Source organism: Streptomyces sp. NPDC002730 (assembly GCF_042888805.1).
Classification (GTDB): Bacteria; Actinomycetota; Actinomycetes; order Streptomycetales; family Streptomycetaceae; genus Streptomyces.
This window is the reverse complement of the sequence record NZ_JBIAQG010000006.1, coordinates 524,865-548,260: the sequence shown is the minus strand read 5'-3', so window position 1 is coordinate 548,260 and position 23,396 is coordinate 524,865. Positions and strand designations below refer to the sequence as shown.

Genomic DNA, 23,396 nt, shown 5'->3' with positions numbered 1-23,396 from the left:
CAAGGTCAGGACGTGGGGCTGGAACTTCTTCGGTCAGCTCGGTGACGGCACCACCACCGACCACCTCCTCCCGGTGACCGTTGTCGGGCTGTCCCAGGTGACGGCGGTCGAGGGCGGGGACAACCACTCCGTGGCGCTGGTGCGGGACGGCACCGTCCGGACCTGGGGCCGGAACGACAACGGCCAGCTCGGTGACGGCACCACCACCGACCGGTACCGCCCCATCAAGGTGCCCCAGTCCTCGTAGTGCCGGGTCTGCTCCTGCACCCACCGGTGCGACCAGCCCCCGTGGCCGCGCGCCGCTGACGTTCCTGGCAGCACCAACCGACCGAAGCCCTCGTAGCGCAGCTACGAGGGCTTCGTCGACCCGACCGGGCGGACGTCGCCCGGAACAGGCCTGGCTCAGGGCGCGTACTTGTAACCGACCCGCCGTACGGTCTGGATCGTACGGCGGCGCTCGGCGCCCAGCTTGCGGCGCAGCCGGGCGACATGGACGTCGACGGTCCGGCCGTCGCCCACATGCCCGTAGCCCCACACGGTGGTCACCAGCTGGTCGCGGGTGTGCACCCGGTGCGGATGCGCCACCAGATGCGCCAGCAGCTCGAACTCGAGGTAGGTCAGGTCCAGCACCTGCCCGTCCACCAGGGCGGTGCGCTGGACGCTGTCGATCGACACCGGTCCGGCGCTCTCCTCGGCCCGGGCCGGTGCGGGAGACTGCACCAGAGAGGCTGGCGGCTGCTGATCGGCCGGTACGAGAACGAGATAGCCGATCATCGGCGGCTGGCCCGGCAGGGTGGGCAGAGTGTGCTGCGGCGCGGGAAGCCAAGTGGCGCCCGGCGGCAGGAAGTCCACCACCTGCCCGGTGGTCACGACCTCGTCCCGGTCGACGGCACGCAGCCGGTGCCGGCCCGGACTGATCGGATTCTGATTGACGGCGGTCGCAGCGGAGACGGCGGGTACGGCGGAAAAGGAACGGGAGTTCGCCATGAGAGGTCAGCTCTTTCGCGCGGAGGAGTCGTCGAGTCGAGAGGACGGACGTCGTGCGCGCTGGCCGAAGACCGGGGTGAGCGGCTTTAGAGGGCCTGCGCGTTCACCGCGCGGCAACACACCCGGTCGAAGTCATGGTGCTGCCGGGAAGGCCAGAACGGCTCGAGGTCGCTGCGACCTGTCGCGATGTGCTGGAAGCTGGCCATGTCCCTATTGAAGCAGATGTCGTCCGGTGGCAGCAGTGGCCTTCCGCACGTTGATACGGACGTTGATACGCGCATTGATACGGACGCTGATACGGACCTGACGGTCACTCGGCGCGATCCACGCCGAAGGGCGCCCACCGGCGGGACCGGCGGACGCCCTCGTGAGTGCGGCATGGCAGCGCGATCAGACCTGGCCGGCCTTCTCCAGCGCGGTGCAGCAGGTGTCGACGATCAGCCGCGTCACCATGTACGGGTCGACGTTGGCGTTCGGACGACGGTCCTCGATGTAGCCCTTGCCGTCCTGCTCGACCTGCCACGGGATACGGACCGAGGCGCCGCGGTCGGAGACGCCGTAGCTGTACTCGTTCCACGGGGCGGTCTCGTGCAGACCGGTGAGGCGGTCGTCGATGCCCGCGCCGTAGTTCTTGACGTGGTCGAGCGGCTTGGAGCCCTCACCCAGCGACTCGCAGGCGGTGATGATCGCGTCGTACCCCTCGCGCATCGCCTTCGTCGAGAAGTTGGTGTGTGCGCCCGCGCCGTTCCAGTCGCCCTTCACCGGCTTTGGGTCGAGCGTCGCGGAGACCTCGAAGTCCTCGGCGGTGCGGTACAGCAGCCAGCGCGCCACCCACAGCTGGTCGGAGACCTCCAGCGGCGCCAGCGGTCCGACCTGGAACTCCCACTGGCCGGGCATGACCTCGGCGTTGATACCGGAGATGCCGAGGCCCGCCTTGAGGCAGTTCTCCAGGTGGGCCTCGACGACGTCACGGCCGAAGATCTCGTCGGCGCCGACACCGCAGTAGTAGCCGCCCTGCGCGGCCGGGAAGCCGCCCTCGGGGAAGCCCAGCGGGCGGGAGCCCTTGAAGAAGGTGTACTCCTGCTCGATGCCGAAGATCGGCTCCTGGGCGGCGAACTTCTCCGCCACCTCGGCGAGCGCGGCACGCGTGTTGGACTCGTGCGGCGTCATGTCCGTGTTGAGGACCTCGCACATGACCAGGAGGTTGTCGCCGCCGCGGATCGGGTCCGGACAGGAGAAGACCGGCTTGAGCACGCGGTCGGATGCGTGGCCCTCGGCCTGGTTGGTGCTGGACCCGTCGAAGCCCCAGATGGGCAGCTCGGCCCCGTCCGCCAGTATCTTCGTCTTCGAGCGAAGTTTGGCGGTCGGCTCGGTGCCGTCGATCCAGATGTACTCAGCCTTGAAGGTCACGGGGCCTCATCCTTTGCGGGTGCAGCGGTATGGGGCGCAGCTTCGCAATACGGGATTTCCCGTCCGTTGCCCGTTTGTGAACCCCACGTTACGCCGAACAGGCGGGCGGAGCTGTCCGTCCGTGAGCGGGTTCGGCCGCGGCCGCAAGCGCGACGCCGTGCTCGTTGAGCAGGGACTCGAAGCCCGCGGCACGGATCCGGCGTACGAGATCGAGATAGCTGGTGCCCAGCGCCTCGGCGGTCCGGCCCAGGTGCCAGTCGTGGTCGTGCAGCCGGTTCAGCAGATGGCCGCGCCGGACCTGTGCCTCGGAGAGCCGGAAGGTCTTGAGATAGGCGACGCGGCCCTTGTGGTCGGTGATCACCTCGCCGATGTGCTGCTCCGGCTCGCCGCGCCGGAACGGCGGCAGAAAGCGCCACAGACTGAACGAGCCCATCCGGTAGACGCGCTCGAAGAGGTACGACGGGTCGAGCAGCCGGCCCGCGAACAGCGTGTCGTGGTCCTCGGCCCAGGTGCGCTCCTGCGCGCGGGCCGCCGCCCGCAGATCGGCGATCGTCCGCAGATACGGGCTGTCGCGGATGCGCGCCTCGAAGTCGGGAACCGGTCCGCCGAAGTACGCGTACTGATGCACCAGCTCCCCGTACAGATCCTCGATCAGGGACGGGTGCAGGGCGCGGTAGTCGGCGGGGTGCGGTACGACGAAGGCAGCGGCGAGCGAGTCCGCGGCGTACACCAGCACACCGCACTGGCCCGGGTGGATCTCGAAGATCCGCAGCGCATCGCCGAGGCCGCGCACCTGCCATCCCGCGTAGGCGTCCTCGGCGCGCGGCGACAGGCCCTGGCGTACCGCCTGCTGGGACCACTCGTCCCAGACGACGGACGGGCCGCCGAAGTGAAGCGCCAGATATCCCTCCAGCGCGAGATGGAGGGGGAGGAAACGCAGCCGGTCCTCGGTGCTGCCCTTGGCGGAGCGGCGCTTGGCCATCCTGTGGTGACGGCGCACGGGGACGCAGGCGGGCCGCGCGTCGCCCAACTGTGTTCCGTACGCGGCGGACCGGCCGCCCTCGCCCGACCAGTCCGCGACGAAGCCGTGCGGGATGTAGGAGAGGTAGTGCGTACGAGGGCCGACCTGGACGTCGCCGTAGCCGCCGTAGATCTCGTGGTGCAGCCGCAGCCCGTCCACCGGCTCCTCGCGCACCAGCGGCACCAGCCGGATGCCGCCCCACACCTGCGCGGGCATGGTGGTCAGCCCGGTCATGTCGAGCTTGTTCATCGCGCCCCCTCCAGGCGTCGGTCCCGGTGGTGGCAGTCCTGGTGGTGTCGGTCCAGGAAACGGTCCGTCCGGCGGTCCAGATACGCCTGGAGCTCGGCGAGTCCCGTCCGCCCCTCGGCGAACTGCGCGATCTCCACCAGCGCCGCCAGATCCTCGGCGTCGCGGATCCCGGCCGTCGGCACGCTCGGCGCCAGCCGGCGCACATCAAAACCGTCCGCGTCGTATACAGGGTTCACATGCACCACACTCGTCCTCCGGTCCCGGTCGAGGCGGGTGCGCCAGACCCGCAGCACCTCGCCCGCCAGCCCCGGTGGCGCGTTGTCCCAGCCGTCCGAGACGATCACCAGCCGGTCCGGCGAGTCCTCCAGGGCATCGAGGATCCGGGTGCCGAGCGGGGTCGGCCCCCAGGGGCGTACGAGCAGCGGATCGGCCGCTCCCGAGGTCCAGTGCGCGCGGTACGAACCGGCCAGCGCCTCCAGCAGGAAATGGCAGCCGAGCGCGACCGCGAGCGGACGGCGGCGCTTGACGCCCGAACCGGATGCGGAATAGCTGTCGTCCAGCACGGCCGACACCCGCCCCCACGTCCCGGCATACGGCCCCGCCGCACGCAGCGCCGCGGCCCGCAGCGCACCGGTCAGCTCCGCACGCCGCCGCACCCGCTCCGCCACCTCGAGCGAGAGGACGTACAGCGCGAGGCGGGTGAGCGGCATGACGCCGAGGTCGGTCTTCGTCCCGGCCCGCTGCGTACGCAGCCGTTCCAGCCGGGTCATACGCGGCGCGATCCGCTCCAGGAACGCCCCGCGCGGGATGCCGTGCTTCGCCGCGAAGCCCTCGGCGACGGTGAACGGCAGATCGTAGATCGCGACCTGCTCGAAGTGGGCGCGGCGGTACGCGTCCAGGAAGGCGTGCTCGTAGCGGGCGCGCCGGCCGGGACGGAACAGGAAGTCGCCGAACTCGCCGCCCGCGAACTCGCCTTCTCCGAAAGGAAGATGGGCATGGCGAACGGCGGTCTTCAGACCGCTGGGGTACTTCACCGCGTCATGGCCGAGATCGGGCCGCGCAGCCAGCCAGTCGCGCAGGATCGCACGGGTGCGGCGGTTGTTGACCTTGGCGGCGCGCAGCGTGCGGAACAGCCGGTAGACACGCTGCGGCGGCAGCTCGGCCAGCCGCGCCGCTATCAGCCGGCCCTCCGTCCGCTTCTGTGCGTCGCTCGCCTCGCCCGCCGTGCGCAGCAGCTGCTCCACGATCCGGGCGGCGTTGTGGTCGTTGATGTCGAGTGCGAGCGCGGCGGCGTACACGGACCGGTAGTTGACCCGTACGTACTCATGGAGGAAGGAGAGCGACAGCTGTTGCGCGTACGCGTCGGAGCGGAATTCACGCTGTCCGGTCGACGTCACGGCGGCGTTCACGAACAGGAGCACATCCTCGGCGGCGACCAGATCGGCGTGCGTCTCGATGGTCGGTTCAGCGTCGGTCCCGGCGGTCTCCGCCATCGCTTCTCCCCATACGTACAAAGACGGAAGCCGACCGGGGAATGAGGGCGCGAACAGCGAAATCACTGCGTTAGAAGCAAGTCCCGGAAGTCGCACCGGAGTCCCGCGGCCGGCTCCGAAAACGTAACACCGTTCGTTTCGCGTTCCCCGGCATTTTTCTCCACGGGGCAGACTGGGCCGCATGACGAAGCCCGCGAAGCAGCTGCGTATCGGACTCCTCGGGACCGGGCCCTGGGCGGAGCGCACCCAGGCCCCCGCGCTCGCCGCCCATCCGGATGTCGAGCTCGCCGGCGTGTGGGGGAGGCGGGCCGAGGCGGCCGCCGTGCTCGCCGCCGCCCATGACACGACGGCGTACTCCGGCGACGACGGAATCGACGCGCTCTTCGCCGCCTGCGACGCGGTGGCCTTCGCGCTGCCGCCGGACGTCCAGGCGCCGCTCGCGGCGCGGGCGGCCGCGGCCGGCTGCCACCTGCTGCTGGACAAACCGGTCGCGACGACGGTGGCCGGAGCGCGTGAGACGGCGGAGGCGGCGGCGAGGGCCGGGGTCGCGTCGGTGGTGTTCTGCACCTTGCGCTTTGCCGCCGAAACCGCGCCCTGGATCGCCGAACAGGCGAGGGTGGACGGCTGGTTCACGGCCCATGCGCGGTGGCTCGGTTCGCTGTACGCGCCCGGCGGGGACAGCCCGTACGCGGCTTCGCCGTGGCGGCGCGAGAAGGGCGGGCTGTGGGATGTGGGCCCGCATGTGCTGTCCGTACTGCTGCCGGTGCTCGGCGATGTGACGGAGGTGACCGCGGCTCGTGGCCCGGTCGACACCGCGCATCTGGTGCTGCGGCACGAGTCCGGGGCGTCGAGCACGGCGACGCTGAGCCTGAGCGCGCCGGTGAAGGCTTCGGGCGTGAGTATCGAACTTGTCGGCGATCGGGGGGCGGCGGTGCTGCCGGCCTGGGGCGACGCGCTCCGCTCGTTCGAGGCGGCCGTCGACGCGCTGCTGGAGTCGGCGCGGACAGGGCGGGCGCACGACTGCGACGTACGGTTCGGGCTGCGGCTCACCGAGATTCTGGCGCAGGCGGAGGCGGAGCTTCTGCTGCGTGGTTAGAGCTGTGAGCTGTGGTGCTGTGCGTGGTCAGAGCTGTGAGCTGGTGCTCAGTCGGTGAGCGCGATGGCCAGGACGGTGCCGTGAGGAGGCGAACGGCACCGTCCTGGAATCCGTCAGCGTCAGCCGACGCGCTCGATCCGCGCCTTGCGGATGAGGAACTTGCCGGGCTCACGAACCTGCTCGAAGGCCGCGTTGTTCAGCAGGGCGCAGCTGCCGGAGACGGAGGCGACCTTGACCGTCGTCGACTTGTTGTTGTCGAGGTTGGTCACCTTGAGGGTGGTGCCGACCGGGAACTGGTTGCTGGAGGCGGCGGGGGCGCCGCCCTCGCCGGAGAGGGTCACGGTCGAGCCGGCGCAGACGACCTCGCCGACGTTGCCCGGGTCACCGCCTGCCTGGTTGCCGGCATCCTGGCCGCCGCCCGCCTGGTCCCCGGCGCCCTGGTCGCCGCCCGCCTGGTCCCCGGCGCCCTGGCCATCGCCCGCACCGGCGGGGGGCTGCGACTCGGCGGGCGGTGCGGCGGGCTGCGACTCGGCCGGGGGCGCGGCCTCGCCACCACCACCGGCACCGCCGCCGACCTCGCACCCGGAAGCTTCCTGCTGCCGCTTGATCTGCTCGATGACAGCCTGTCGGTTGGCGATCCGCGCCTCGGACTGCGCATCCGGATTGGCGCGCTGGTCGGCGATGAACTTCTCGTTGTTCTGGAGGGCGGTGACCAGTCCGTCGCAGGCCACCGACGCCTGACTGGTGCCAGTCATCACCACCGCCGTACCGCCTGCGAGGGCGGCGGCGCCGACAAGCAGAGCGATCTTCTTCTTCCCGCTGAGGGTCTTCTTGCGTGACACGTGGGACTCCTGTCGGGTGGGTTCCGTGTGCCGTTACGTACGAGTAGCCATTCCGTTCTTCTCAGCACTCTCACCTACAACTTCCTTAACTTTCCTTAAGGTTGTTGCTGCTCAACGGGCGGCAGCGCCCGGCACAGCGCGTCCAGCGCCCCGGCGTAGATGTGCTCCGGCGGTGTCGCATAACCGATGACCAGTCCGTCCCGCCCGTCCGCGGGGAAATCGGCGTGCCGGTAGTCGGCGAGCCCCTCGACGGCGAGCCCCTGCCAGGCCGCCGCCTTCACCACGGCCCGCTCGGACCCCGCCGGAAGTTCGAGCACGGCGTGCAGCCCCGCCGCGATCCCGGTCGCGCGCACCTGCGGCGCCCGCTCCGCCAGGACCGACACCAGCTGGTCGCGCCGGCGCCGGTGGCGCTGCCGCATCTTCCGCACATGCCGGTCGTACGCCCCCGAGGTGATGAAGTCCGCGAGCGTGAGCTGCTCCGTGGCACTCGACCACTGCTCGCGCTCACCCTTCGCCGCCACCACCTCGTCCACCAGGTGCTCGGGCAACACCATCCAGCCGATGCGGAGGGTGGGGGAGAGGCTCTTGCTCACCGACCCCATCAACACCACCCGGTCGGGGTCGAGGCCCTGCACCGCTCCCACCGGCTGACGGTCGTAGCGGAACTCGCCGTCGTAGTCGTCCTCCAGGACCAGCCCGCCCGTCGACCGCGCCCAGTCCACGATGGCGGCGCGCCGCTCCGGATGCAGCGGACCGCCGGTCGGGAACTGGTGCGCGGGAGTCAGCAGCACGGCGTCCACCGCGCCCAACTCGCCTATCCGGGCGCCGTGTTCATCGACCGGCAGAGGTGTGGTGCGTATGCCGCCGTCGGCCAGCAGTCCGCGGTGGAAGGGCAGCCCGTACGACTCCACGGCCCACCGTCCGCCCGCGACCGCCGCCATCAGCCGCAGTGCGTGCGCGGCCCCGGAGCAGACGACGATCCGCCGCGGATCGGTCCGCACCCCGCGCACCCGCGCCAGATACCCGGCCAGCGCCTCCCGCAGCTCGGCCCGCCCACGCGGATCGCCGGGCCCGAACGCATCGTGCGGCGCGGTGGTCAGCGCCCGCCGCGCGGAGGCCAGCCATGCTCCGCGCGGAAAGGCGGAGGGGTCGGGCTGCCCCTGCACGAGGTCGTACGTCGGCCGGACGGTTCTGGCCGCAGTGCGCTGTCTGCGTACGGGAGCGACCGGCGCGACCTCTCCCCTGCCCGGCGGCGGGCAGGTCCCCTGCGCGACCCGGGTCCCGGAACCCTGGCGCGCGGTGAGCCATCCCTCGGCGACCAGCTCGGAGTACGCGTCGGCGACGGTGTTACGGGCGATCCCGAGGTCGGCGGCGAGGGAGCGGTAGGGCGGCAGCTTCGTACCCGGGGCCAGTCGCCCGCTCCTGACGCCCTCGCGCAGGGCCCGCATCAGAACGGCGCGCCGACTGCCCGGACCCGTCAGCTCCAGATGCAGATCCGCACCCAGGATCTCCGCCAAATTGACCCATGAATCTGCCACTGAAATGCACCCCATTGCCGGTCGCCTGAGCCCCTAGATTCGTACACATGACGACGACAGAGATCAACACCCCGACCACCGCCCGCATCAACTTCGCGAAGCTGGCCCCGAAGGCCTTCCGCGCCGTGATCGGCCTGGACGCCGCGGCCCGCGAGGGCCTGGACCCGACGCTGGTCGAACTGGTCCAGGTCCGCTCCTCGCAGCTCAACCACTGCGCGTACTGCCTGCACATGCACACCGCCGACGCGCGCAAGGCGGGCGAGAGCGAGGAGCGCCTGCACATGACTGCCGTCTGGCGGGAGGCGAAGCACTTCTTCACCGCGAAGGAACAGGCGGCGCTCGCCCTGACCGAGGCGGTCACCCTGGTCGCGGACGGCGGAGTGCCGGACGCGGTGTACGCCCACGCGGCGGCCCACTTCGAGGAGCAGGAGCTGGCTCACCTGCTCGCCCTGATCTTCACCATCAACACCTGGAACCGGATCGCGCTGGCCACGGGCAAGGTGGCGGGCACGGACGAGCGGTGACGGCTGAAGAGCGGTGACGGCCGGAGAGCGGTGACAGTCGGAGAGCGGTGGGCGGCTCCTCATCAACCGGCGCCCCATCGACGCCCGCCTCGTCCACACCAGTGCCGAAGCCGCCTACCACGCCGCCCGCGCCGGAGCCTTCAGCGGCGAGTCGTCCCCGGCGTCCTAGGACCGGCCGAGTGCGTCCCGTACCGCCTCGTCCGTACGCGCCACGACGGCCGTCCCGTCCTCAGCCGTGATGATCGGCCGCTGGATCAGTTTGGGGTGCTGCGCGAGCGCCGCGATCCACCGCTCGCGCGAACCGTCGTCGCGCGCCCAGTCCTTGAGCCCCAGCTCCTTCGCCGCGGCCTCCTGGGTCCGCGTGATGTCCCACGGCTCGAGCCCGAGCCGCCCGAGGACGGCCCGGATCTCCTCCGCGCTCGGCACGTCCTCCAGATAGCGCCGGACGGTGTACGTGGCGCCTTCCTCGTCGAGAAGGTCGATGGCGCTGCGGCACTTGGAACAGGCCGGATTGATCCAGATCTCCATGCCCCCACCGTACTGGCTCGACCACCCCTCAAACACCGTCTGGCCAGCGGCGATTGTCAGTGGTGGGCAGTAGAATGAACAGTAGTTCGGGATGGTCCCGCCACCGCGCCAGGAGGTTGCCGATGGCCGTTGCCACACTCACGACGAAGCCCGTGTACAAGCCGCTGAAGAAGAAGCCACTGCCGGCCGGACAGCCGCGCGAGTGGTACGTGTCCCACAACCGCCGGTTGAAGGCCATGCGCCTGGCGATCGCCCTGCTGGACTCGGGCGTCTATCACCCGGCGACCGCAGACAACCGCAAGATACATGCGACGGCGGAACGCGTCGGGGTCCACCCGCCGTCCGACACGACGTGCCGGATGGTGCGGGCACTGATCCGCTACGGCCGCTGAACAGACTCAACAAGCTGAACAGCGCGAACAGCTGAACAAGCCGAACAACCGCGTCCCGCCGCTGTCACCCGAGGTGACGGCGGCGGGACGCGCACGTCTTCGGGAAGCTGCGCGGACCGGATGCCTCGGCGAGGCTCTCGGGGCACTCGCGCCGCCTGCCGGCAACGGTGACTCGCCCGGCCGCAAGCTCCTCGTAACAACTCAAACGGCATAGGGTGCAGTTGGCGCACATTGGGGCATTCTGGTCCCACTCAGTTCGAGCTGCCCTGGGGGAGTCATGTCCCATCCGTACCGCACCCTTCGAAGATTCCTTGTCCTCGCGGCGGCCGGCGTGCTGGGCGCCGGCGCCGCGCTCGCCTTCGCTCCGCCCGTCGCCGCCGAACCGTCGACACCGGTCGCCTATCCCGCGGGAGCGAGCGCAACCCGGTACTCCGGACTGGCCTTCGACACCTGTACGGCACCGCCGCTGTCGGCAATCCAGGCGTGGAGCGCATCCCCGTACCGCGCTGTCGGTGTGTACATCGGGGGCATAAGCCGCACCTGCGCCCAGCCGGCACTGACCGCGTCATGGGTGACGTCCGTATCGGCGCTGAAGTGGCGTCTGCTGCCCATCTACAAGGGCCTGCAACCGCCTTGCGGCGGCAGGCCCACCGACGCCAAGATCAGCCGGGCCGCCGCGACCGCCAGGGGCCAGGGCACCGCGGCGGCCGCCGACGCCGTCGCCAAGGCGAAGGCGCTGGGTATGCAGCCCGGCAGCGCCGTCTACAACGACATCGAGCAGTACACGCAGACCGACGCCACATGCCGGTCCGGAGTGCTGGCGTTCGTCTCCGCCTGGACGAAGGAACTGCACCGGGTCGGCTATGTCTCGGGCGTCTACATGAACCTCAACTTCGGTGCGAAGCAGCTCTCCGACGTCTTCACGTCCACCTCCTACGCCCGTCCCGACGCGCTGTGGATCGCCCGCTTCGACGGGGTCGACTCGCTGAAGGGCTGGACCGGCATCGCCGATTCCAAGTGGGCGGTCCACCAGCGGGCCAAGCAGTTCAAGGGCGATCACGACGAGACCTACGGCGGCGTCACCATGAACATCGACACCGACCGGCTCGACGCGCCGGTCGCCACCGTGGCGTACACGTACACAGTGACGAGCTCCACCACGCTCAACGCCCGCACCGGCCCCTCGACCAGCTACCCCGCCGCCGCGTCGCACGCGCCCGGATCCGCCCTCAAGGTGGTGTGCCAGGCGCCCGGTTCCACCGTCGGCACCACCGCCGTATGGGACAAGCTCTCGGACGGCACCTACGTCACCGACTACTACGTCAGCACCCCGTCCAACACCGGATACAGCGCCCCGCTGCCGCGCTGCACGTACCCCTACCAGACCACCGCGGCCGGCGGCCTCGCCGAGCACACGGGCGCCGGCACCTCGTCCGCCGTCCGTGGCACGTCCCCCAACGGGTCTCTGGCGTGGATGGTCTGCCAGCGGTCCGGCTCGGCGGTCGGCACCACCAAGATCTGGGACCGGCTCGACAACGACCGCTATGTCTCGGACTACTACGTGGCCACGCCCAGCAACACGACCTACAGCAAGCCGGCTCCGCGCTGCTGACGTACATGCCCGGGGCGATCGCTCAGGCAGCCGCCCCGGGCGCCCACGTCGGCACGGCCGCATCGCCGACGCTCAACGTCCCGTGTCGCAGGACCGCTGCCTTCATACCGAAGCTGACCTTGTTCTGGTACTCCGGCTCCCGTCGGTACGTCGCGAGCGTACGGATCGGCTCGGGGCCGACGCGGAGCCCTGTGAGCTGGTCGACCAGCGGGACACCGCATCGCATCGCCCGGACCGCGTAGGCGAGCCGGACGGTCCCGATCTCCAGCCGTCGCATCTCGTCCTCGGCGTGCGGCTCCGCGCAGCCGTCGAGGACGATGTTCGGCCGGAAGCGGTCCATCGGCACCGGAGCCGCGCCACGCTCCGCGATCCGCGCGTTCAGTCCGTCCAACGACGCCTGAGACGCCACCAGCACGGCATGCGCGTCCGCGAACCCGACCTTGCCCGGCGTCTCGCCCCAGCCGTCGCGGTCGAAGTCCGAAGGCACCCGCGCCAGCCGGGACTTCGCCCCCAGCGCCTCGGAGAACCACTCCGCGGCGGCATCCCCCTGATCCGCGCCCTGCCCGACGGCCCGCCCGAACATGCTCACCGGCCGCCGCTCGCCGTCCGGGTCGACCGCCAGCAGCACGCTCTCGACCCCGTCGGCGGACAGCCGCAGTGACGCACCCCCGTCGGCGATCTCGGGCCGGATCGCGGCCATGGCGGGCAGCGTGCGCTGACTGCGGAATGCACCGTCCGAGGCGTCGACGACCATGAAGGTACGGTCGTGCTCGAGCCCCGTCTCGCCGACCCGGGCAGAGTCGACTTCCGTACCGGCGCAGCCCTTCACCGGGTAGTACGTCAATTTCTGCACAGTGATCCCCATGCCGGTCGATCGTACGTGCACGCTGCGGCGTGGCGACCTCCGGTCAAGGCCCCGAGACGGTCACCGCCTCCGCCGGATCGCCGCCTCGTGACTCGGCAGGTCGGAGCCGGGCGCTGAGGCGCGCCTTCGCGGCCGGCCACTCCTCCGTGAGGAGGGAGAAGTAGACGGTGTCCCGCCATGTACCGTCCGGGCGTCGGCGGTGGCGGCGCAGCACACCCTCGCGCCGGGCCCCCAGACGCGCGATGGCGGCCTGCGACCGCTGGTTCATATGGTCCGTCTTCAACTGGACGCGCCCCATGCCCAGCTCCTCGAAGGCGTGCGTCAGCAACAGCAGCTTCGCCTCGGTGTTGACCGCCGTGCGCCAGGACGCGCGCCCGTACCAGGTCCAGCCGATCTCCAGACGCTCGTTCTCCGCGTCGACGTCCATGAACGTGGTCCAGCCGACCGCCCGGCCGGTCGCGCGATGGATGACGGCGAACGGTATGTACGTGCCGTGCTCCGCGGCTTCAAGCAGTTCACCGAGCTTGGAGCCGAGTTCGTCCTGCGTGTGCGGCGTCGGGCCGCCCTGCCAGCGCCAGACCTCGTCGTCTCCGCCGCCCGCGGCGAAGAGGTCGCCGAGATGCTCCATCGTCAACGGTTCGAGGCGCACATGGCGGCCGGTCAGTGTCACAGGCAAAGGTGTCTGGGCAGGCATGGCTCGAACCGTAACCATTTTCTGCACTAGCCGCAATCCTGTTTTGCACTAGTGCGATGCCATACCGATTAGGCTTGCCGCAGGCCCCGAAACGATCAAGTATGCACTTCCGAGGGGGTAGTTACCCCGGGGCAAGCGGGCGGGAGGGGTGGGGCATGGGGACCGTACGGAGACCAGGGGCGTATGTCTGCGGGATCGACGCGGCGATGGATGTGGTCGGCGGGAAGTGGAAGGTGCTGATCCTCTGGGCGCTCAACGAACAGACCTGCCGCTTCGGCGAACTGCGCAGGCTGGTGCCGGGCGTGACCGAGAAGGTTCTCGCCTCTCATCTGCGGGAGTTGGAGGCGGACGGCATTGTGCATCGCGAGGTCCATGCCGAGGTACCGCCTCGCGTCGAGTACTCGCTGACCTCGCTCGGGGTCTCACTCAACGACGCGCTGGCGCCGCTCGGCGCCTGGGGACGGGAGAACATACTCGCGGGCTCGGTGGACACTCACCAGCCACAGCCCTAGGCGCCGAGCTTCCTCGCGGAATCCGTGTGCCGCACTTGCGCAGTGTGACGTGTCACAGACAACTCGGCGGTGCTGTGGGAGTTTCAACTGTGTTACTCCTCAGTGGAGTTGCTGAAGAGCCGAGGATGAGGGCCGGACGGCACGACGGACCGCATCGGTCGCCCCGCGAGGGCGCCGGAGGCGGAACCGCGGGCCGGCGGCGGCATCCGGCTCGAGACGGTCTGCCCGTACGTGGAGAGGATCGAATGAGCACTCTGGAAGCCATGACGCTCGACCAGGTGGTCGACACGGCTCGGTATCCACTGCCGGAACTCGAGAGCGCCGAGGGACAGGCAGTGGTTGCCCGTGCCCAGCGCGAACTGTCGACACTCGGCTGCACCGTGCTGCCGGACTTCATCCGCCCGTCGCTCCGAGATGTCCTGCAACAGGAGTGCTCGGCCATCGCCCCCCGGGCACACTTCGACGTCGAAACGGTCAACGTCTACAACATCGCGGTGGACTCGGCTCTGCCGGAGGACCACCCCGGCCGGAGGACCTTCCAGCGGGGCAACGCGTTCGTCGCGCGGGACCGCGTCCCCGCAGACTCCCTCATCAGCCTGCTCTACTCGCACACGGTGTTCCAGCGCTTCGTCGCCCGCTGCTTCGGACTGCCGCAGCTGCACGAGTTGGCCGACCCGCTCTCCGGGCTGGTTCTCAACGTCGTCGCGCCAGGTATGGAGCACCCCTGGCACTTCGACACCAACGAGTTCACCGTGAGCATGCTCACCCGGCAGGCGCAGGACGGCGGCGTCTTCGAATACTGCCCGAACATCAGGTCCGCGCACGACGAGAGCTTCGACGACGTCCGGGACGTACTGGACGGCCGGGGTGAGCGGTTGACCAGGCGCCTCTCCCTGCAACCTGGTGACCTGCAGCTGTTCAAGGGCCGCTACTCGCTGCACCGGGTGAGCCCCGTGCGGGGCGAGGTCGCGCGCCACTCCGCGATATTCGCGTACAGCGAGCGCCCCGGAGTCATCGGCAGCGTCGCACGGACCCGGCAGCTCTTCGGCCGGGTACTGCCCGAGCACCTGGCGGCCGAGGGCCGGGCCGTCCGGGGCGACCGACTGCTGGATTAGCAGACCGCGAGGGAGTGCAGTCGTCGCAGGCCGTTTCCCCACTCTGAGATCGACCGAGGAGTAACCCCTGTGCGTTTCGACGCGACCGGAAAAGTCTCGCTCGACCACATCTACACCCAGCCCGATCCCCGCAGCTATTTCCGCCTACTGCGCCCGCTCGGCTACTGCGTTCCGCAACAGGCCAAGCCATACTTCGCGAAGCTCATCAAGGAGTACCGGGAGTCCCAGCACGTCACGGTGCCGAAAGTGCTGGACATCGGCTGCTCGTACGGAATCAACGCCGCCCTGCTGAAGTACGACGCGACAATGGACGAGCTGTACGCGCGCTACGACGACGAGGATCGCGAGGGGGAGAGCCGCGAAGCCCTGCTGGCCCGCGACCGCGAGCTGTCCCGCTCGCGCCGACCCGCCCAGCCCATCCGCTTTGTCGGCCTCGACACCTCCGGCAGCGCGCTGTCCTACGCGCTCGAGGCCGGGTTCCTCGACGACGCGGTGCACGCCGACCTGGAGGACCACGAGCCCACACCGCGCCAGCGCGCCCAGTTCGCCGGGACGGACCTGGTGATCTCGACGGGCTGCCTCGGCTATGTCACCGAGCGGACGCTCGGGCGAGTCATCGAGGCACAGGGCACCCGCCGGCCCTGGATGGCGCACTTCGTGCTGCGGATGTTCCCGTTCGATCCCGTCGAGCGCGCACTGGCAGGGCTGGGCTACCGGACCATTCGTGTCGAAGAGGTATTCAAGCAGCGGCGGTTCGCCTCTTCGCAGGAACAGGCGCTCGTACTCGAGCGCATGTCGGCCGCCGGAGTGGATGCGCGGGGCCTGGAAGCGGAAGGCTGGATGTACGCACAGCTCTTCCTTTCCCGGCCCCACGACATCCCAGGTCCCAACGATCCGAATCGAGAGCGGAATTGAAGATCAGTCAGGACGTAGCAGGCAACGTGACCTTCGCCCAGGAGGACAGCCTGCCGCGCGTGCCCCTGCCCACTCTGGAGGCGAGCTGTGAGAGGTTTCTCGCCTGGTCGGCGCCGCTGCTGAGCGCCGACGAGCGGGCGGCGACCGAGGCTGAGGTGGCCGCCTTCCTCCGGCCGGACGGCTCCGGCCGGGTGTTGCACGCGGCGCTGGAGGAGTACAACGCCACGGAGGGCGTGCACAGCTGGCTCGACACCTTCTGGCCCTACCGCTACCTGGGCCGCCGGGACCGGATCGCGCTCAACGCCAACTTCTTCTTCCTGTTCCAGGACTCCGGCCAGGCGCAGGTGGAGCGGGCGGCCGGGCTCATCGCCGGGGCTCTCAACTACAAGCGGCAGCTCGATCAGGAGCTCATTCCGCCGGTGGTCCAGCGCGGAGCGCCCCAGTCGATGGTGCAGAACAAGTTCCTGTTCTCCACCACCCGGATCCCCGGCGCGCAGCAGGACACCGTCCGCGCGCCCTACACCGACCAGTGGCCCGGCCCGTCCGACGCCCGGCACATCGTGGTGTTCTTCCGGGGCAACATGTTCCGGCTGGACGTGCTTGGTTCGGACGGTGTCCCGCACAGCCTGGACGACCTCGAGGCGGGGCTGCGCGCCGTGATGAAGTCCGGCGCCGAGCCGGCCGGCGCGGACACCTCGGTGGGCCATCTGACCACCATGGCCCGCGCGGAGTGGGCGGCCGCCCGCGAGTCCCTCCTCGCCTGCCACCCCCGCAACGCCGACGCACTGGACGACGTCGAGACCGCGCTGTTCTGCGTGGCTCTGGAGGACTTCGCACCCGCGGACACCCAGGACACCTGCGACCAGCTGCTGTACGGCGACCGCGGCAACCGCTGGTTCGACAAGGCCGTGTCCTTCATCGTCTTCGCCGACGGCCGGGCGGGCATCAACGTAGAGCACTGCGAGCTGGACGGGACCACCATCCTCAGCTTCACCGACGCCTTGCTCAGCAACCCGGCCGAGGAGCACTCACAGCAGTCCGGGGCCCGTTCCCAGGGGCTGCCGGCGCTGGAGCCGATCGTGTTCGCGCTGGACGACGCCCTGCGGGCCCAGGTGCGCTCCGCCGCCGACGCGTTCGCGGCGTACGGGCAGAACACCGCGACCAGCACCGTGTCGTTCGCGGGCTTCGGCAGCAGCGCGATCAAGGCGCTGGGGGTGTCGCCGGACGCATTCGTCCAGGTCGCCTACCAGCTCGCCCACCAGCGCGCGAAGGGGCATCTGGGCGCCACATACGAGTCGATCGCCACCCGGCAGTACCGGCACGGGCGGACCGAGGCGATGCGCGTCGTCACCCCCGAGATGCGGGAGTTCGTGGCGGCGATGGACGACCCGGCGACGGACGCGGACACCCGGCGCGTCGCGTTCCGGGCCGCCGCCCAGGGCCATGTGGCGCGCGCGAAGGAGTGCCAGGCGGGGCAGGTGCCCGAGCAGCACCTGTGGGAGCTGGAGCTGATCCAGCGGCGGCGCGGGGCTGAGCTCGGGGTGACCGAGCAGCCCGCGCTGTACCGGACGCCGGGCTGGCTGACGATGCGGGACGACTACCTGAGCACCAGCTCCGCACCGTCCGAGAACATCCAGTACTTCGGCTTCGGCTCGACCAGCAGTCGGTGCATCGGTGTGGCGTATGTGCTGCTGCCCGAGCGCTTCAACCTCTACCTGAGCACGCCGCTGGCGGTGGCCGAGCAGATGCGGACGTTCGCCGACCGGCTCCGGGAGGCGGTGGCCGAACTGCGGGAGCTGGTGTCGTCCGAGGGGTCCGAGGACTGAACGGCCCGGGACGGGCCGAGGCGGGCTGACCAAGCCCGGGGGGCCGACTCGTTATTGGAGTCGGCCCCCACACACGGCTGAGGTCCGCATGCTGCGTTGCGCTACGCCGTCAGGGCGAGCAATACGCGATGGCCTGAATCCTTTTGGCGCTGCCGGTTGGGTTGTCGCCGACGACTTGCCAGCTGTCGTCGGGGGTGGTGGTCGAGGTCCGCCAGGAGATACCCGGCACAATCCCAGCGCCGGGGGTGTACCAACCGCCGGAGACCGCCTCCTGGCCGGCCGGACATTGGGCTGTGCTCTGGTTGGAACCACCCGCAGGCACGCTGACGAGTGGTCCGAAGTATGTATTGGTGTCGCCGACACCAGCGGGACCTGTGGGGCCGGTCGGCCCCGGCACACCCTGCGCGCCCGTCGGACCCGTCGGCCCGCCCGGCGTACCCGGCACACCCTGCGCGCCCGTCGGACCCGTCGGACCCGTCGCTCCCCTCTTGCAGTTGTCCTTGCCGCCGCGTTGCGACACGTCCGTGCACGCATCGAGTACGCCGCCCGGACCGCTCGACGCGCTCACGCGCTCGCCCGTGCTCTGAGCCGCGGCCGCGACGGGACTGATCACTCCGGCCGCCACGACCAGCGCAAGCGAGGCGATCGTGCTGCCGGCCAACCACTTGTCTCGACGCGGCAGCGGCTCCAGCACGGACCCTGTCCTGTTGTCAGGAATCATGCACTTGCTCCTTGTTTCAATCGTTTTGTCCGAACCCAAGGGTGAGCTTGGCCCGTACGCGGCCGATCGATCGTCACGCACGACTGGAACGCGCCGATTTTCGATAACTCGGAGCAATCGACATATTCATGATGAGCTGATTTTCGTCCCCTGATACGCAGTTGGGGGCGCGCGGCCAATCGGCACCGATCCGAGCCGCTCCGCGTAGGCAGAAGCCCGCGAATTGCGTGTACTTGAGCCTGGTCGCGCACCGGGACCGTCGAAGTATGCGAGCCTCGGCGACGGAGATTTTTCGGGTACTCCGGTACGCCTTGGGGCGTTTCGGTTCGGACGCGGTGGTGTGGTGCCGCGAGGAGCATTGCGCGGCACCACAGGCGGGGCGGTTTGTCAGTCGTTGACGCAGGTGTTGCCGGATGCCTCGTTCAGCAGCGCGATGATGTCGATGGTGTTGCCGCAGAGGTTGATCGGGACGTGGACCGGAACCTGGATCACGTTGCCCGAGACGATGCCCGGGGAGCCTGCGGCGACGCCTTTGGCCCCGCTGTCGGCGACGGCGGCACCGGCGCCGCCCAGGAGTGCGCAGGCAACCAGGCCGGCTGCGGCAACCGTTGATCGGATTTTCATGCTGATCTCCTATCGGTTGAGGTCGTGCCAACTCATCCGATAACACTTGCCTTGTGTGACCGAGTCGTTCACTCCTTGGTGGGCGAGTCGGTGAACGAGCAGGACCGGGGCCCACAGTTCAGCTCGGGGTTGCGCATGAGCCGTTGCCGCTGCCATTGGCGGAGAGGACTGGGAGACTGCGATTTTACGGACCACGATTGGTCCCTCGAAAAGGGCATCCGCCGGGGCGGACGCCCCCTGGCGGTGGCCGCATGACCAATCACCTTGGTGAGTCATACTCCTGGGGCTGCCAGGCGTAGCGAATGTCCGGCTCATGTTCCTCATTGCGCAGTCCGTCACTGCGCTCAACTGCGATGAAGCCGTGTCGCTCGTAGAACCGTTGCGCTGGTCCGTTGACCTGGAACGTCCACAACCCCAGCCCATCGGGCCGCTGCTGCTTGGCCAACTCCACGAACCGGTCGCCCACACCCCGGCCGCGCCACGACGGATCGAGGTAAAGCTGTTCCAGTTCTCCGCCATCGAGTACCAGGAGCCCGACCACGGCGCCCTCGGCGACGACTACCCAGGTCTCGTACTGAGGCACGACCACGTAGGAGAACCAGTCCCGCACCTCATCGTCGTTGTGCGCGCGGCGCACGGTCGGCAGCGCAGCGGTGAAGGAACGCAGCCACACGTCGGCCATGTCGGCCGCATCAGAGTCATCCGCACGCCGAAAGACAAGCTCAGCACTGTTCACAGCGCGCGACTATCGCAGATGAGTGATCCTCACGCATCCGGATTCGAGATCGCGGCCCATCAACGATCACTGACAGAGACCGTCCACCGGCCCAGACCCCGGCCCCGCCGCCGTGGGTTCGGGGCTTCGGATTACTCAGGTTTCTCCGCTCAGTCATCCATATGTGTCGCTGAGCACCCAGCAGGCCCAGGCGACGACGGCCACCGGCACGACGATGGCCACCGAGCCGAGAACAATTCCGGCCCGCGCGCGGTGGCGGTCAGCCCCCTCCTCCCCCCGCATGTCACGCAGAGCCCCCACGCCGGAGACGACCGCACAGATCCCGACAGGCACGATCAGGTAAACGGGGAAGATCCGGATCCACGACGAGACGGCGGACGGCAGCCAAGGGCATCCGAACATGGCCACGGCGCCGACGCCCAGGAGCAGCGAGCAGGTGCCGGTGCGCCCCTGCGTGGCCGTCACTTGGGGCTCCACTCGGACTCCGGCCATTCGTACTCGTCGAAGCCGTCCGGGAGCTTCCCGCACGGGGCGAAAATGCTGACGGCGAGCGTTCCGGTGGGCTGGTACCAGTCCACATCGACCACGTCGTCGGTGTCTGGGCGCTCGAACCTGAAGCCCATGTCGGAGATGTTTTCGCTGGTGAGCTTCCAGCCCTCCTGCTCCAGCCGGCTGCGTACGCGCTCCTGACCGGTGCGGGCGGTGTTCCTTGGGACGTCCGTCACACGCCATTCGAGTCCGAAGCTGCGCACGTCGCTGCGGCCTTCGTCTATGTGGGCGATGGACCGCAGCCCGCGGTAGTAGCAGGTGCCCGTTTCCACGCGGGAGCTCACGTCGGGCGGCCCGGGCAGGGCCACCTCGTCGTACACCCGCTGGGCTTCCTGCTTGAGCCGAGTGGCGACCTGGTCAGGGTCGCTCGCCGGATATGGCTCCCCGTTCCACACGCGCTGGCAGGTCACGGCCACGGTCACGGACATGGCCACGACGAGCAGGACGCCGATGAGCCACAGAATCGAACGAACGGGGTGCTTCTTCAGCATGCGTCGGCCCCCACGCCGGCCGTAGTGGCGGCCACGCGAGAGACGCGCCACATCGAAGCGGGACGGAAGGTGCAGGTGGCAGGCTGAACGGAACTCATGGTGCGGAGATTAGAGGGCCGGGGACACGCGGCGCGTGGGGGTGGCTACTCAGATCCAGGTGAGTAGCCAAGCAGCCCCGGCAGTCGAACATGGGGTTCAGCCGGCCGGCAAGCGACCGTTAGCGTCGGGTGTGTTCGATGTTTCCGTCGCTGCGGCGTGGTGTCGTTGCCCAGGATGGGAGCCAGGCTGTCTCGGGGAGCGGTGCCAGGGTTCCGAAGTGGTTGATGATTGCCCGGAGTCCTGGGTGTGGATTCGCTCGGGGGAGGATGAGCGAGAGCGGGTATGCGAGCGTCGGATTCACGATCGGGATGCGGTGTAGGTCGTGGTTCGTCGGCCAGATGTACCGGTCGCGCGAGCCTACGAGGGTTGCCACGTCTGCGGAGTCCGCGAGGATGTCGAGGAGTACCTCGTTGCCGAAGTTCGGGCCCGCGGCGTCAATGCGGAGGTCGAAGTCGGTGGCGAGCTGATCGTAGAACTCTGCCCATTCGCTTCGCGGCGCGATACCCGGCACCCAGATCCGGTGCCGGCGCAACTGGGATGGTGTCAGTGTTCGTGCGGAGGCGAGGGGGTGCCTCGGGCCGACGAGGAGTTCCAGCGGGGAGTCGAACGCGTGGATCATTTGCACGTCGCGCGGCAGTGTGGCCGGGTCGGTGACCGAGCGGAACGAGGCGTCGATATCGCCTGCTTGGACGGCGGCGACCGCCACGCGCGGGTCGTTGACCCTGAGGGTCACCACGTCGAGGTCGGTTTCGGGATGCGACCGCCAATAGTCGTGCAGGACGACGGCCTGCGCGGATCGCAGGCCGAGAACGTCGATCCGCAGGGCCCGCGAGCCCGGTCTGATCGCGGTGATGGCGCGATCGACACCCGTGATGATGTTCCGGGCGTGCGGGAGGAAAGCTTGGCCGTCGAGTGTCAGCTCGACCCCTCGGGCGGTGCGGGTGAACAACCGGACGTCGAGTTCGCGCTCGAGGGTTGCGATCCGCTTCGACACGGCCTGTTGCGTTACGCCGAGCTCGTCGGCCGCGTGTTGCAGCTGTCCGAGCTCGGCCGCGCGGACGAACGATCGCACCGCCTCGGTCTCCATTGATCCAGCATACGGGTGCCCAACTGATGGTTGTGGCTCGCCCGGGAGTCGGTTGTTTGATCCCGCGACGGTACGGCCGGTGTGATTCAGAGACCCGAACATCGGTTGTCGCGAGGGAGTCGCATGCGCGTGCAGTTGGGGGGCAGTTTCGGTTGGCTGTGGTCGGCCTACGCCGTCAGTACATACGGTACGTGGATTGCCTTCGGCGCGTTCCCGCTGATCGCGGTTCGAGTGCTGCACTCGCCGGCGTTCGCCGTGTCGCTCCTGGAGGCGGCCGGGCTTGCCGTCGCGGCGATTGTTGCGTTCTCGCTCGGGCCGTGGGTTGAGCACCGGGCCAAGCGTCCGGTGATGATCGCGATGGACCTGATCCGGTTCGTCGCGATGGCAAGTGTCCCGATCGCGTACGTCCTCGGCTTGCTTTCATACGGCCAACTGCTGGTCGTCTCGGTCATCTCCGGGACCGCGAGCATCGCCTTCACTGCCGCATCCGGCGCGTATCTGAAGTATCTCGTCCGTAGCGATCACCTCCTTGTGGCGAACGGGAGATTCGAGGGCACGAGCTGGGTGGCGACCGCGGCGGGCCCGCCCCTCGGTGGTGCACTCATAGGGTTGCTCGGCCCGGTCATCACTGTCATGGCCGACGCCCTCAGCTACCTGCTGTCCGCGCTCGGGGTCCTCCGCATCCGCGGAGGCGACGTCGCGGCACCCCGCGACCGGGCCACCAGGTTGCGCGGAGCCGACCTTCTTGGCGGCTGGCGGTTCATCCTCCGCGACCGCGCACTAAGGCGCCTGTTCCTCAACTCAATCCTGGTCGGCGGCCTCATCATGGCCACCGTCCCGCTCCTGTCCGTCCTCCTGCTGGGCCAGTACCACTTCCCGGCCTGGCAATACGGTCTTGCCTTCGGCATCCCGGCACTCGGCGGCTTCGTGGGCGCCCGCCTCTCCGCGCGCCTCGTGAACCGCTACGGCCGGCACCGGGTCATGATCGTCTCCGGCTGGCTGCGATCGCTCTTCCCACTCGGTCTCACGTTCGTCCATCCCGGCATCCCCGGACTCCTCACCGTGATCATCGTCGAGGGCCTGCTGATCACCTGCATGGGCATCTTCAATCCGATCTACGCAACAGAACGCCTGCAACGGACTCCCGCGGATCACACCGCCCAAATCCTCAGTACATGGAGTGCCATCAGCAAACTCCTACAAGCTGCCCTGATGGTGATCTGGGGCATTCTCGCCACACTCACCAGCCCGCTCGCCGCGATCACCATGTCCGGCGTTCTCCTGCTCGCCACCCCGCTCTTGCTGCCCAAACGGATACATTTCTCCGCCCCTGAGCCCGCCGCGTCGGCCGAAGACGTCCGGGTCGAATGACTCACCGCAACGCCCTGCTCACCCCGGAAGGGCGCCGCCGGCTCATCGAGCGCTGTCGCACCCGCCCGGTCGCGCATGCTGCCGCGGAGATGGGGTCGG

Annotated in this window: 25 protein-coding genes and 1 pseudogene; 11 read left to right on the top strand and 15 right to left on the bottom strand. The window is 69.2% G+C overall.

The features are described from left to right. Nucleotides 1–247, top strand: a 247-nt coding sequence (locus tag ACFYXH_RS18765; RefSeq protein ID WP_389563879.1) for an RCC1 domain-containing protein, incomplete at its 5' end; no start/stop codon positions are given. 155 nt (nucleotides 248–402) lie between these two features. Here ACFYXH_RS18765 and ACFYXH_RS18760 read toward each other — a convergent pair. The 4 genes from ACFYXH_RS18760 to ACFYXH_RS18745 all read right to left on the bottom strand — a co-directional run bounded on the left by ACFYXH_RS18760 (nucleotide 403) and on the right by ACFYXH_RS18745 (nucleotide 5,160). Continuing rightward, entirely contained in the window at nucleotides 403–987 is a 585-nt protein-coding gene (locus ACFYXH_RS18760) for a winged helix-turn-helix domain-containing protein (RefSeq protein ID WP_389563876.1), read from the bottom strand. A gap of 390 nt (nucleotides 988–1,377) precedes the next feature. After that, entirely contained in the window at nucleotides 1,378–2,397 is a 1,020-nt protein-coding gene (gene glnII / locus ACFYXH_RS18755; RefSeq protein ID WP_389563874.1) for a glutamine synthetase, read from the bottom strand. Nucleotides 2,398–2,485: 88 nt separating this feature from the next. Further along, nucleotides 2,486–3,667, bottom strand: coding sequence for a hypothetical protein (locus ACFYXH_RS18750; protein WP_389563871.1), 1,182 nt, complete (start codon nucleotides 3,665–3,667; stop codon nucleotides 2,486–2,488). After that, complete coding sequence (locus ACFYXH_RS18745; RefSeq protein ID WP_389563869.1) at nucleotides 3,664–5,160, bottom strand: hypothetical protein; 1,497 nt, start codon at nucleotides 5,158–5,160, stop codon at nucleotides 3,664–3,666. The genes ACFYXH_RS18750 and ACFYXH_RS18745 overlap by 4 nt, the downstream gene beginning before the upstream one ends. 181 nt (nucleotides 5,161–5,341) lie before the next feature. On the opposite strand from ACFYXH_RS18745, the gene ACFYXH_RS18740 reads away from it, so the two are divergent. Next, entirely contained in the window at nucleotides 5,342–6,256 is a 915-nt protein-coding gene (locus ACFYXH_RS18740; RefSeq protein ID WP_389563867.1) for a Gfo/Idh/MocA family protein, read from the top strand. Nucleotides 6,257–6,375: 119 nt separating this feature from the next. On the opposite strand, the gene ACFYXH_RS18735 is transcribed toward ACFYXH_RS18740, so the two are convergent. Both ACFYXH_RS18735 and ACFYXH_RS18730 read right to left on the bottom strand, forming a co-directional pair. Next, entirely contained in the window at nucleotides 6,376–7,098 is a 723-nt protein-coding gene (locus ACFYXH_RS18735; RefSeq protein WP_389563865.1) for a hypothetical protein, read from the bottom strand. 95 nt (nucleotides 7,099–7,193) lie between these two features. Next, entirely contained in the window at nucleotides 7,194–8,636 is a 1,443-nt protein-coding gene (locus ACFYXH_RS18730; RefSeq protein ID WP_389563863.1) for a PLP-dependent aminotransferase family protein, read from the bottom strand. 47 nt (nucleotides 8,637–8,683) lie between these two features. Between ACFYXH_RS18730 and ACFYXH_RS18725 the strand changes: the two genes are divergently transcribed. After that, nucleotides 8,684–9,160, top strand: a complete 477-nt coding sequence (locus ACFYXH_RS18725) for a carboxymuconolactone decarboxylase family protein (RefSeq protein ID WP_389563860.1) — start codon at nucleotides 8,684–8,686, stop codon at nucleotides 9,158–9,160. A 165-nt stretch (nucleotides 9,161–9,325) separates the two neighbouring features. On the opposite strand, the gene ACFYXH_RS18720 is transcribed toward ACFYXH_RS18725, so the two are convergent. Further along, nucleotides 9,326–9,688 carry an arsenate reductase family protein gene (locus tag ACFYXH_RS18720; protein WP_362675715.1) on the bottom strand — a complete coding sequence of 121 codons (363 nt, stop codon included), beginning with the start codon at nucleotides 9,686–9,688 and terminating at the stop codon, nucleotides 9,326–9,328. Between the two features lie 122 nt (nucleotides 9,689–9,810). Between ACFYXH_RS18720 and ACFYXH_RS18715 the strand changes: the two genes are divergently transcribed. Beyond that, the gene (locus tag ACFYXH_RS18715) at nucleotides 9,811–10,080 is read left to right on the top strand and encodes a hypothetical protein (RefSeq protein ID WP_389563857.1); all 270 of its coding nucleotides are present in this window, start codon (nucleotides 9,811–9,813) and stop codon (nucleotides 10,078–10,080) included. Between the two features lie 277 nt (nucleotides 10,081–10,357). Continuing rightward, a complete protein-coding gene (locus tag ACFYXH_RS18710) occupies nucleotides 10,358–11,692 on the top strand; it encodes a glycoside hydrolase domain-containing protein (RefSeq protein ID WP_389563854.1) in 1,335 nt (444 codons plus the stop codon). Between the two features lie 22 nt (nucleotides 11,693–11,714). Here the strand turns inward: ACFYXH_RS18710 and ACFYXH_RS18705 are convergent, their stop codons facing one another. After that, nucleotides 11,715–12,557: an MOSC domain-containing protein gene (locus ACFYXH_RS18705; RefSeq protein ID WP_389563851.1), complete on the bottom strand. Its 843-nt coding sequence runs from the start codon at nucleotides 12,555–12,557 to the stop codon at nucleotides 11,715–11,717. 43 nt (nucleotides 12,558–12,600) lie between these two features. After that, a complete protein-coding gene (locus ACFYXH_RS18700) occupies nucleotides 12,601–13,251 on the bottom strand; it encodes a GNAT family N-acetyltransferase (protein ID WP_389563849.1) in 651 nt (216 codons plus the stop codon). 155 nt (nucleotides 13,252–13,406) lie between these two features. Between ACFYXH_RS18700 and ACFYXH_RS18695 the strand changes: the two genes are divergently transcribed. The 4 genes from ACFYXH_RS18695 (at nucleotide 13,407) to ACFYXH_RS18680 (ending at nucleotide 17,619) form a co-directional block, all read left to right on the top strand. Next, a complete protein-coding gene (locus ACFYXH_RS18695; RefSeq protein WP_389563847.1) occupies nucleotides 13,407–13,763 on the top strand; it encodes a winged helix-turn-helix transcriptional regulator in 357 nt (118 codons plus the stop codon). A gap of 245 nt (nucleotides 13,764–14,008) precedes the next feature. Then, nucleotides 14,009–14,878, top strand: coding sequence for an arpA protein (locus ACFYXH_RS18690; RefSeq protein WP_389563844.1), 870 nt, complete (start codon nucleotides 14,009–14,011; stop codon nucleotides 14,876–14,878). A 69-nt stretch (nucleotides 14,879–14,947) separates the two neighbouring features. Next, nucleotides 14,948–15,793 carry a class I SAM-dependent methyltransferase gene (locus ACFYXH_RS18685; protein WP_389563842.1) on the top strand — a complete coding sequence of 282 codons (846 nt, stop codon included), beginning with the start codon at nucleotides 14,948–14,950 and terminating at the stop codon, nucleotides 15,791–15,793. 26 nt (nucleotides 15,794–15,819) lie between these two features. Then, a complete protein-coding gene (locus tag ACFYXH_RS18680; protein ID WP_389563839.1) occupies nucleotides 15,820–17,619 on the top strand; it encodes a choline/carnitine O-acyltransferase in 1,800 nt (599 codons plus the stop codon). 109 nt (nucleotides 17,620–17,728) lie between these two features. Here the strand turns inward: ACFYXH_RS18680 and ACFYXH_RS18675 are convergent, their stop codons facing one another. From ACFYXH_RS18675 to ACFYXH_RS18650, 6 genes are all read right to left on the bottom strand, one after another. Further along, on the bottom strand, nucleotides 17,729–18,340 hold the full coding sequence (locus tag ACFYXH_RS18675; protein ID WP_389563837.1) for a hypothetical protein: 612 nt from the start codon (nucleotides 18,338–18,340) through the stop codon (nucleotides 17,729–17,731). A gap of 387 nt (nucleotides 18,341–18,727) precedes the next feature. Further along, nucleotides 18,728–18,964, bottom strand: coding sequence for a chaplin (locus ACFYXH_RS18670; RefSeq protein ID WP_389563834.1), 237 nt, complete (start codon nucleotides 18,962–18,964; stop codon nucleotides 18,728–18,730). Nucleotides 18,965–19,223: 259 nt separating this feature from the next. Then, a complete protein-coding gene (locus ACFYXH_RS18665) occupies nucleotides 19,224–19,646 on the bottom strand; it encodes a GNAT family N-acetyltransferase (protein ID WP_389563918.1) in 423 nt (140 codons plus the stop codon). 207 nt (nucleotides 19,647–19,853) lie between these two features. Next, a complete protein-coding gene (locus tag ACFYXH_RS18660; protein ID WP_389563831.1) occupies nucleotides 19,854–20,165 on the bottom strand; it encodes a hypothetical protein in 312 nt (103 codons plus the stop codon). Continuing rightward, entirely contained in the window at nucleotides 20,162–20,740 is a 579-nt protein-coding gene (locus ACFYXH_RS18655) for a hypothetical protein (RefSeq protein ID WP_389563828.1), read from the bottom strand. Before ACFYXH_RS18655 ends, ACFYXH_RS18660 begins: the two co-directional genes overlap by 4 nt. Nucleotides 20,741–20,957: 217 nt before the next feature. Continuing rightward, the gene (locus ACFYXH_RS18650) at nucleotides 20,958–21,926 is read right to left on the bottom strand and encodes a LysR family transcriptional regulator (RefSeq protein ID WP_389563826.1); all 969 of its coding nucleotides are present in this window, start codon (nucleotides 21,924–21,926) and stop codon (nucleotides 20,958–20,960) included. Between the two features lie 123 nt (nucleotides 21,927–22,049). Here ACFYXH_RS18650 and ACFYXH_RS18645 point away from each other — a divergent pair, with 123 nt between their 5' ends. Continuing rightward, entirely contained in the window at nucleotides 22,050–23,297 is a 1,248-nt protein-coding gene (locus ACFYXH_RS18645) for an MFS transporter (protein ID WP_389563823.1), read from the top strand. Beyond that, nucleotides 23,294–23,392 (top strand): annotated as a pseudogene (locus tag ACFYXH_RS18640) (IS481 family transposase); the annotation flags it as partial. The gene ACFYXH_RS18645 and the pseudogene ACFYXH_RS18640, both read left to right, overlap by 4 nt. Between the last annotated feature and the right edge of the window lie 4 nt (nucleotides 23,393–23,396).

Excerpts from the sequence above, each read along its gene's own strand:
- ACFYXH_RS18760 (WP_389563876.1), bottom strand. The coding sequence starts at position 987 with ATGGCGAACTCCCGTTCCTTTTCCGCCGTACCCGCCGTCTCCGCTGCG.
- ACFYXH_RS18750 (WP_389563871.1), bottom strand. The coding sequence starts at position 3,667 with ATGAACAAGCTCGACATGACCGGGCTGACCACCATGCCCGCGCAGGTG.
- ACFYXH_RS18745 (WP_389563869.1), bottom strand. The coding sequence starts at position 5,160 with ATGGCGGAGACCGCCGGGACCGACGCTGAACCGACCATCGAGACGCAC.
- ACFYXH_RS18740 (WP_389563867.1), top strand. The coding sequence starts at position 5,342 with ATGACGAAGCCCGCGAAGCAGCTGCGTATCGGACTCCTCGGGACCGGG.
- ACFYXH_RS18725 (WP_389563860.1), top strand. The coding sequence starts at position 8,684 with ATGACGACGACAGAGATCAACACCCCGACCACCGCCCGCATCAACTTC.
- ACFYXH_RS18720 (WP_362675715.1), bottom strand. The coding sequence starts at position 9,688 with ATGGAGATCTGGATCAATCCGGCCTGTTCCAAGTGCCGCAGCGCCATC.
- ACFYXH_RS18715 (WP_389563857.1), top strand. The coding sequence starts at position 9,811 with ATGGCCGTTGCCACACTCACGACGAAGCCCGTGTACAAGCCGCTGAAG.
- ACFYXH_RS18710 (WP_389563854.1), top strand. The coding sequence starts at position 10,358 with ATGTCCCATCCGTACCGCACCCTTCGAAGATTCCTTGTCCTCGCGGCG.
- ACFYXH_RS18705 (WP_389563851.1), bottom strand. The coding sequence starts at position 12,557 with ATGGGGATCACTGTGCAGAAATTGACGTACTACCCGGTGAAGGGCTGC.
- ACFYXH_RS18700 (WP_389563849.1), bottom strand. The coding sequence starts at position 13,251 with ATGCCTGCCCAGACACCTTTGCCTGTGACACTGACCGGCCGCCATGTG.
- ACFYXH_RS18695 (WP_389563847.1), top strand. The coding sequence starts at position 13,407 with ATGGGGACCGTACGGAGACCAGGGGCGTATGTCTGCGGGATCGACGCG.
- ACFYXH_RS18690 (WP_389563844.1), top strand. The coding sequence starts at position 14,009 with ATGAGCACTCTGGAAGCCATGACGCTCGACCAGGTGGTCGACACGGCT.
- ACFYXH_RS18675 (WP_389563837.1), bottom strand. The coding sequence starts at position 18,340 with ATGATTCCTGACAACAGGACAGGGTCCGTGCTGGAGCCGCTGCCGCGT.
- ACFYXH_RS18670 (WP_389563834.1), bottom strand. The coding sequence starts at position 18,964 with ATGAAAATCCGATCAACGGTTGCCGCAGCCGGCCTGGTTGCCTGCGCA.
- ACFYXH_RS18665 (WP_389563918.1), bottom strand. The coding sequence starts at position 19,646 with ATGGCCGACGTGTGGCTGCGTTCCTTCACCGCTGCGCTGCCGACCGTG.
- ACFYXH_RS18655 (WP_389563828.1), bottom strand. The coding sequence starts at position 20,740 with ATGCTGAAGAAGCACCCCGTTCGTTCGATTCTGTGGCTCATCGGCGTC.
- ACFYXH_RS18650 (WP_389563826.1), bottom strand. The coding sequence starts at position 21,926 with ATGGAGACCGAGGCGGTGCGATCGTTCGTCCGCGCGGCCGAGCTCGGA.
- ACFYXH_RS18645 (WP_389563823.1), top strand. The coding sequence starts at position 22,050 with ATGCGCGTGCAGTTGGGGGGCAGTTTCGGTTGGCTGTGGTCGGCCTAC.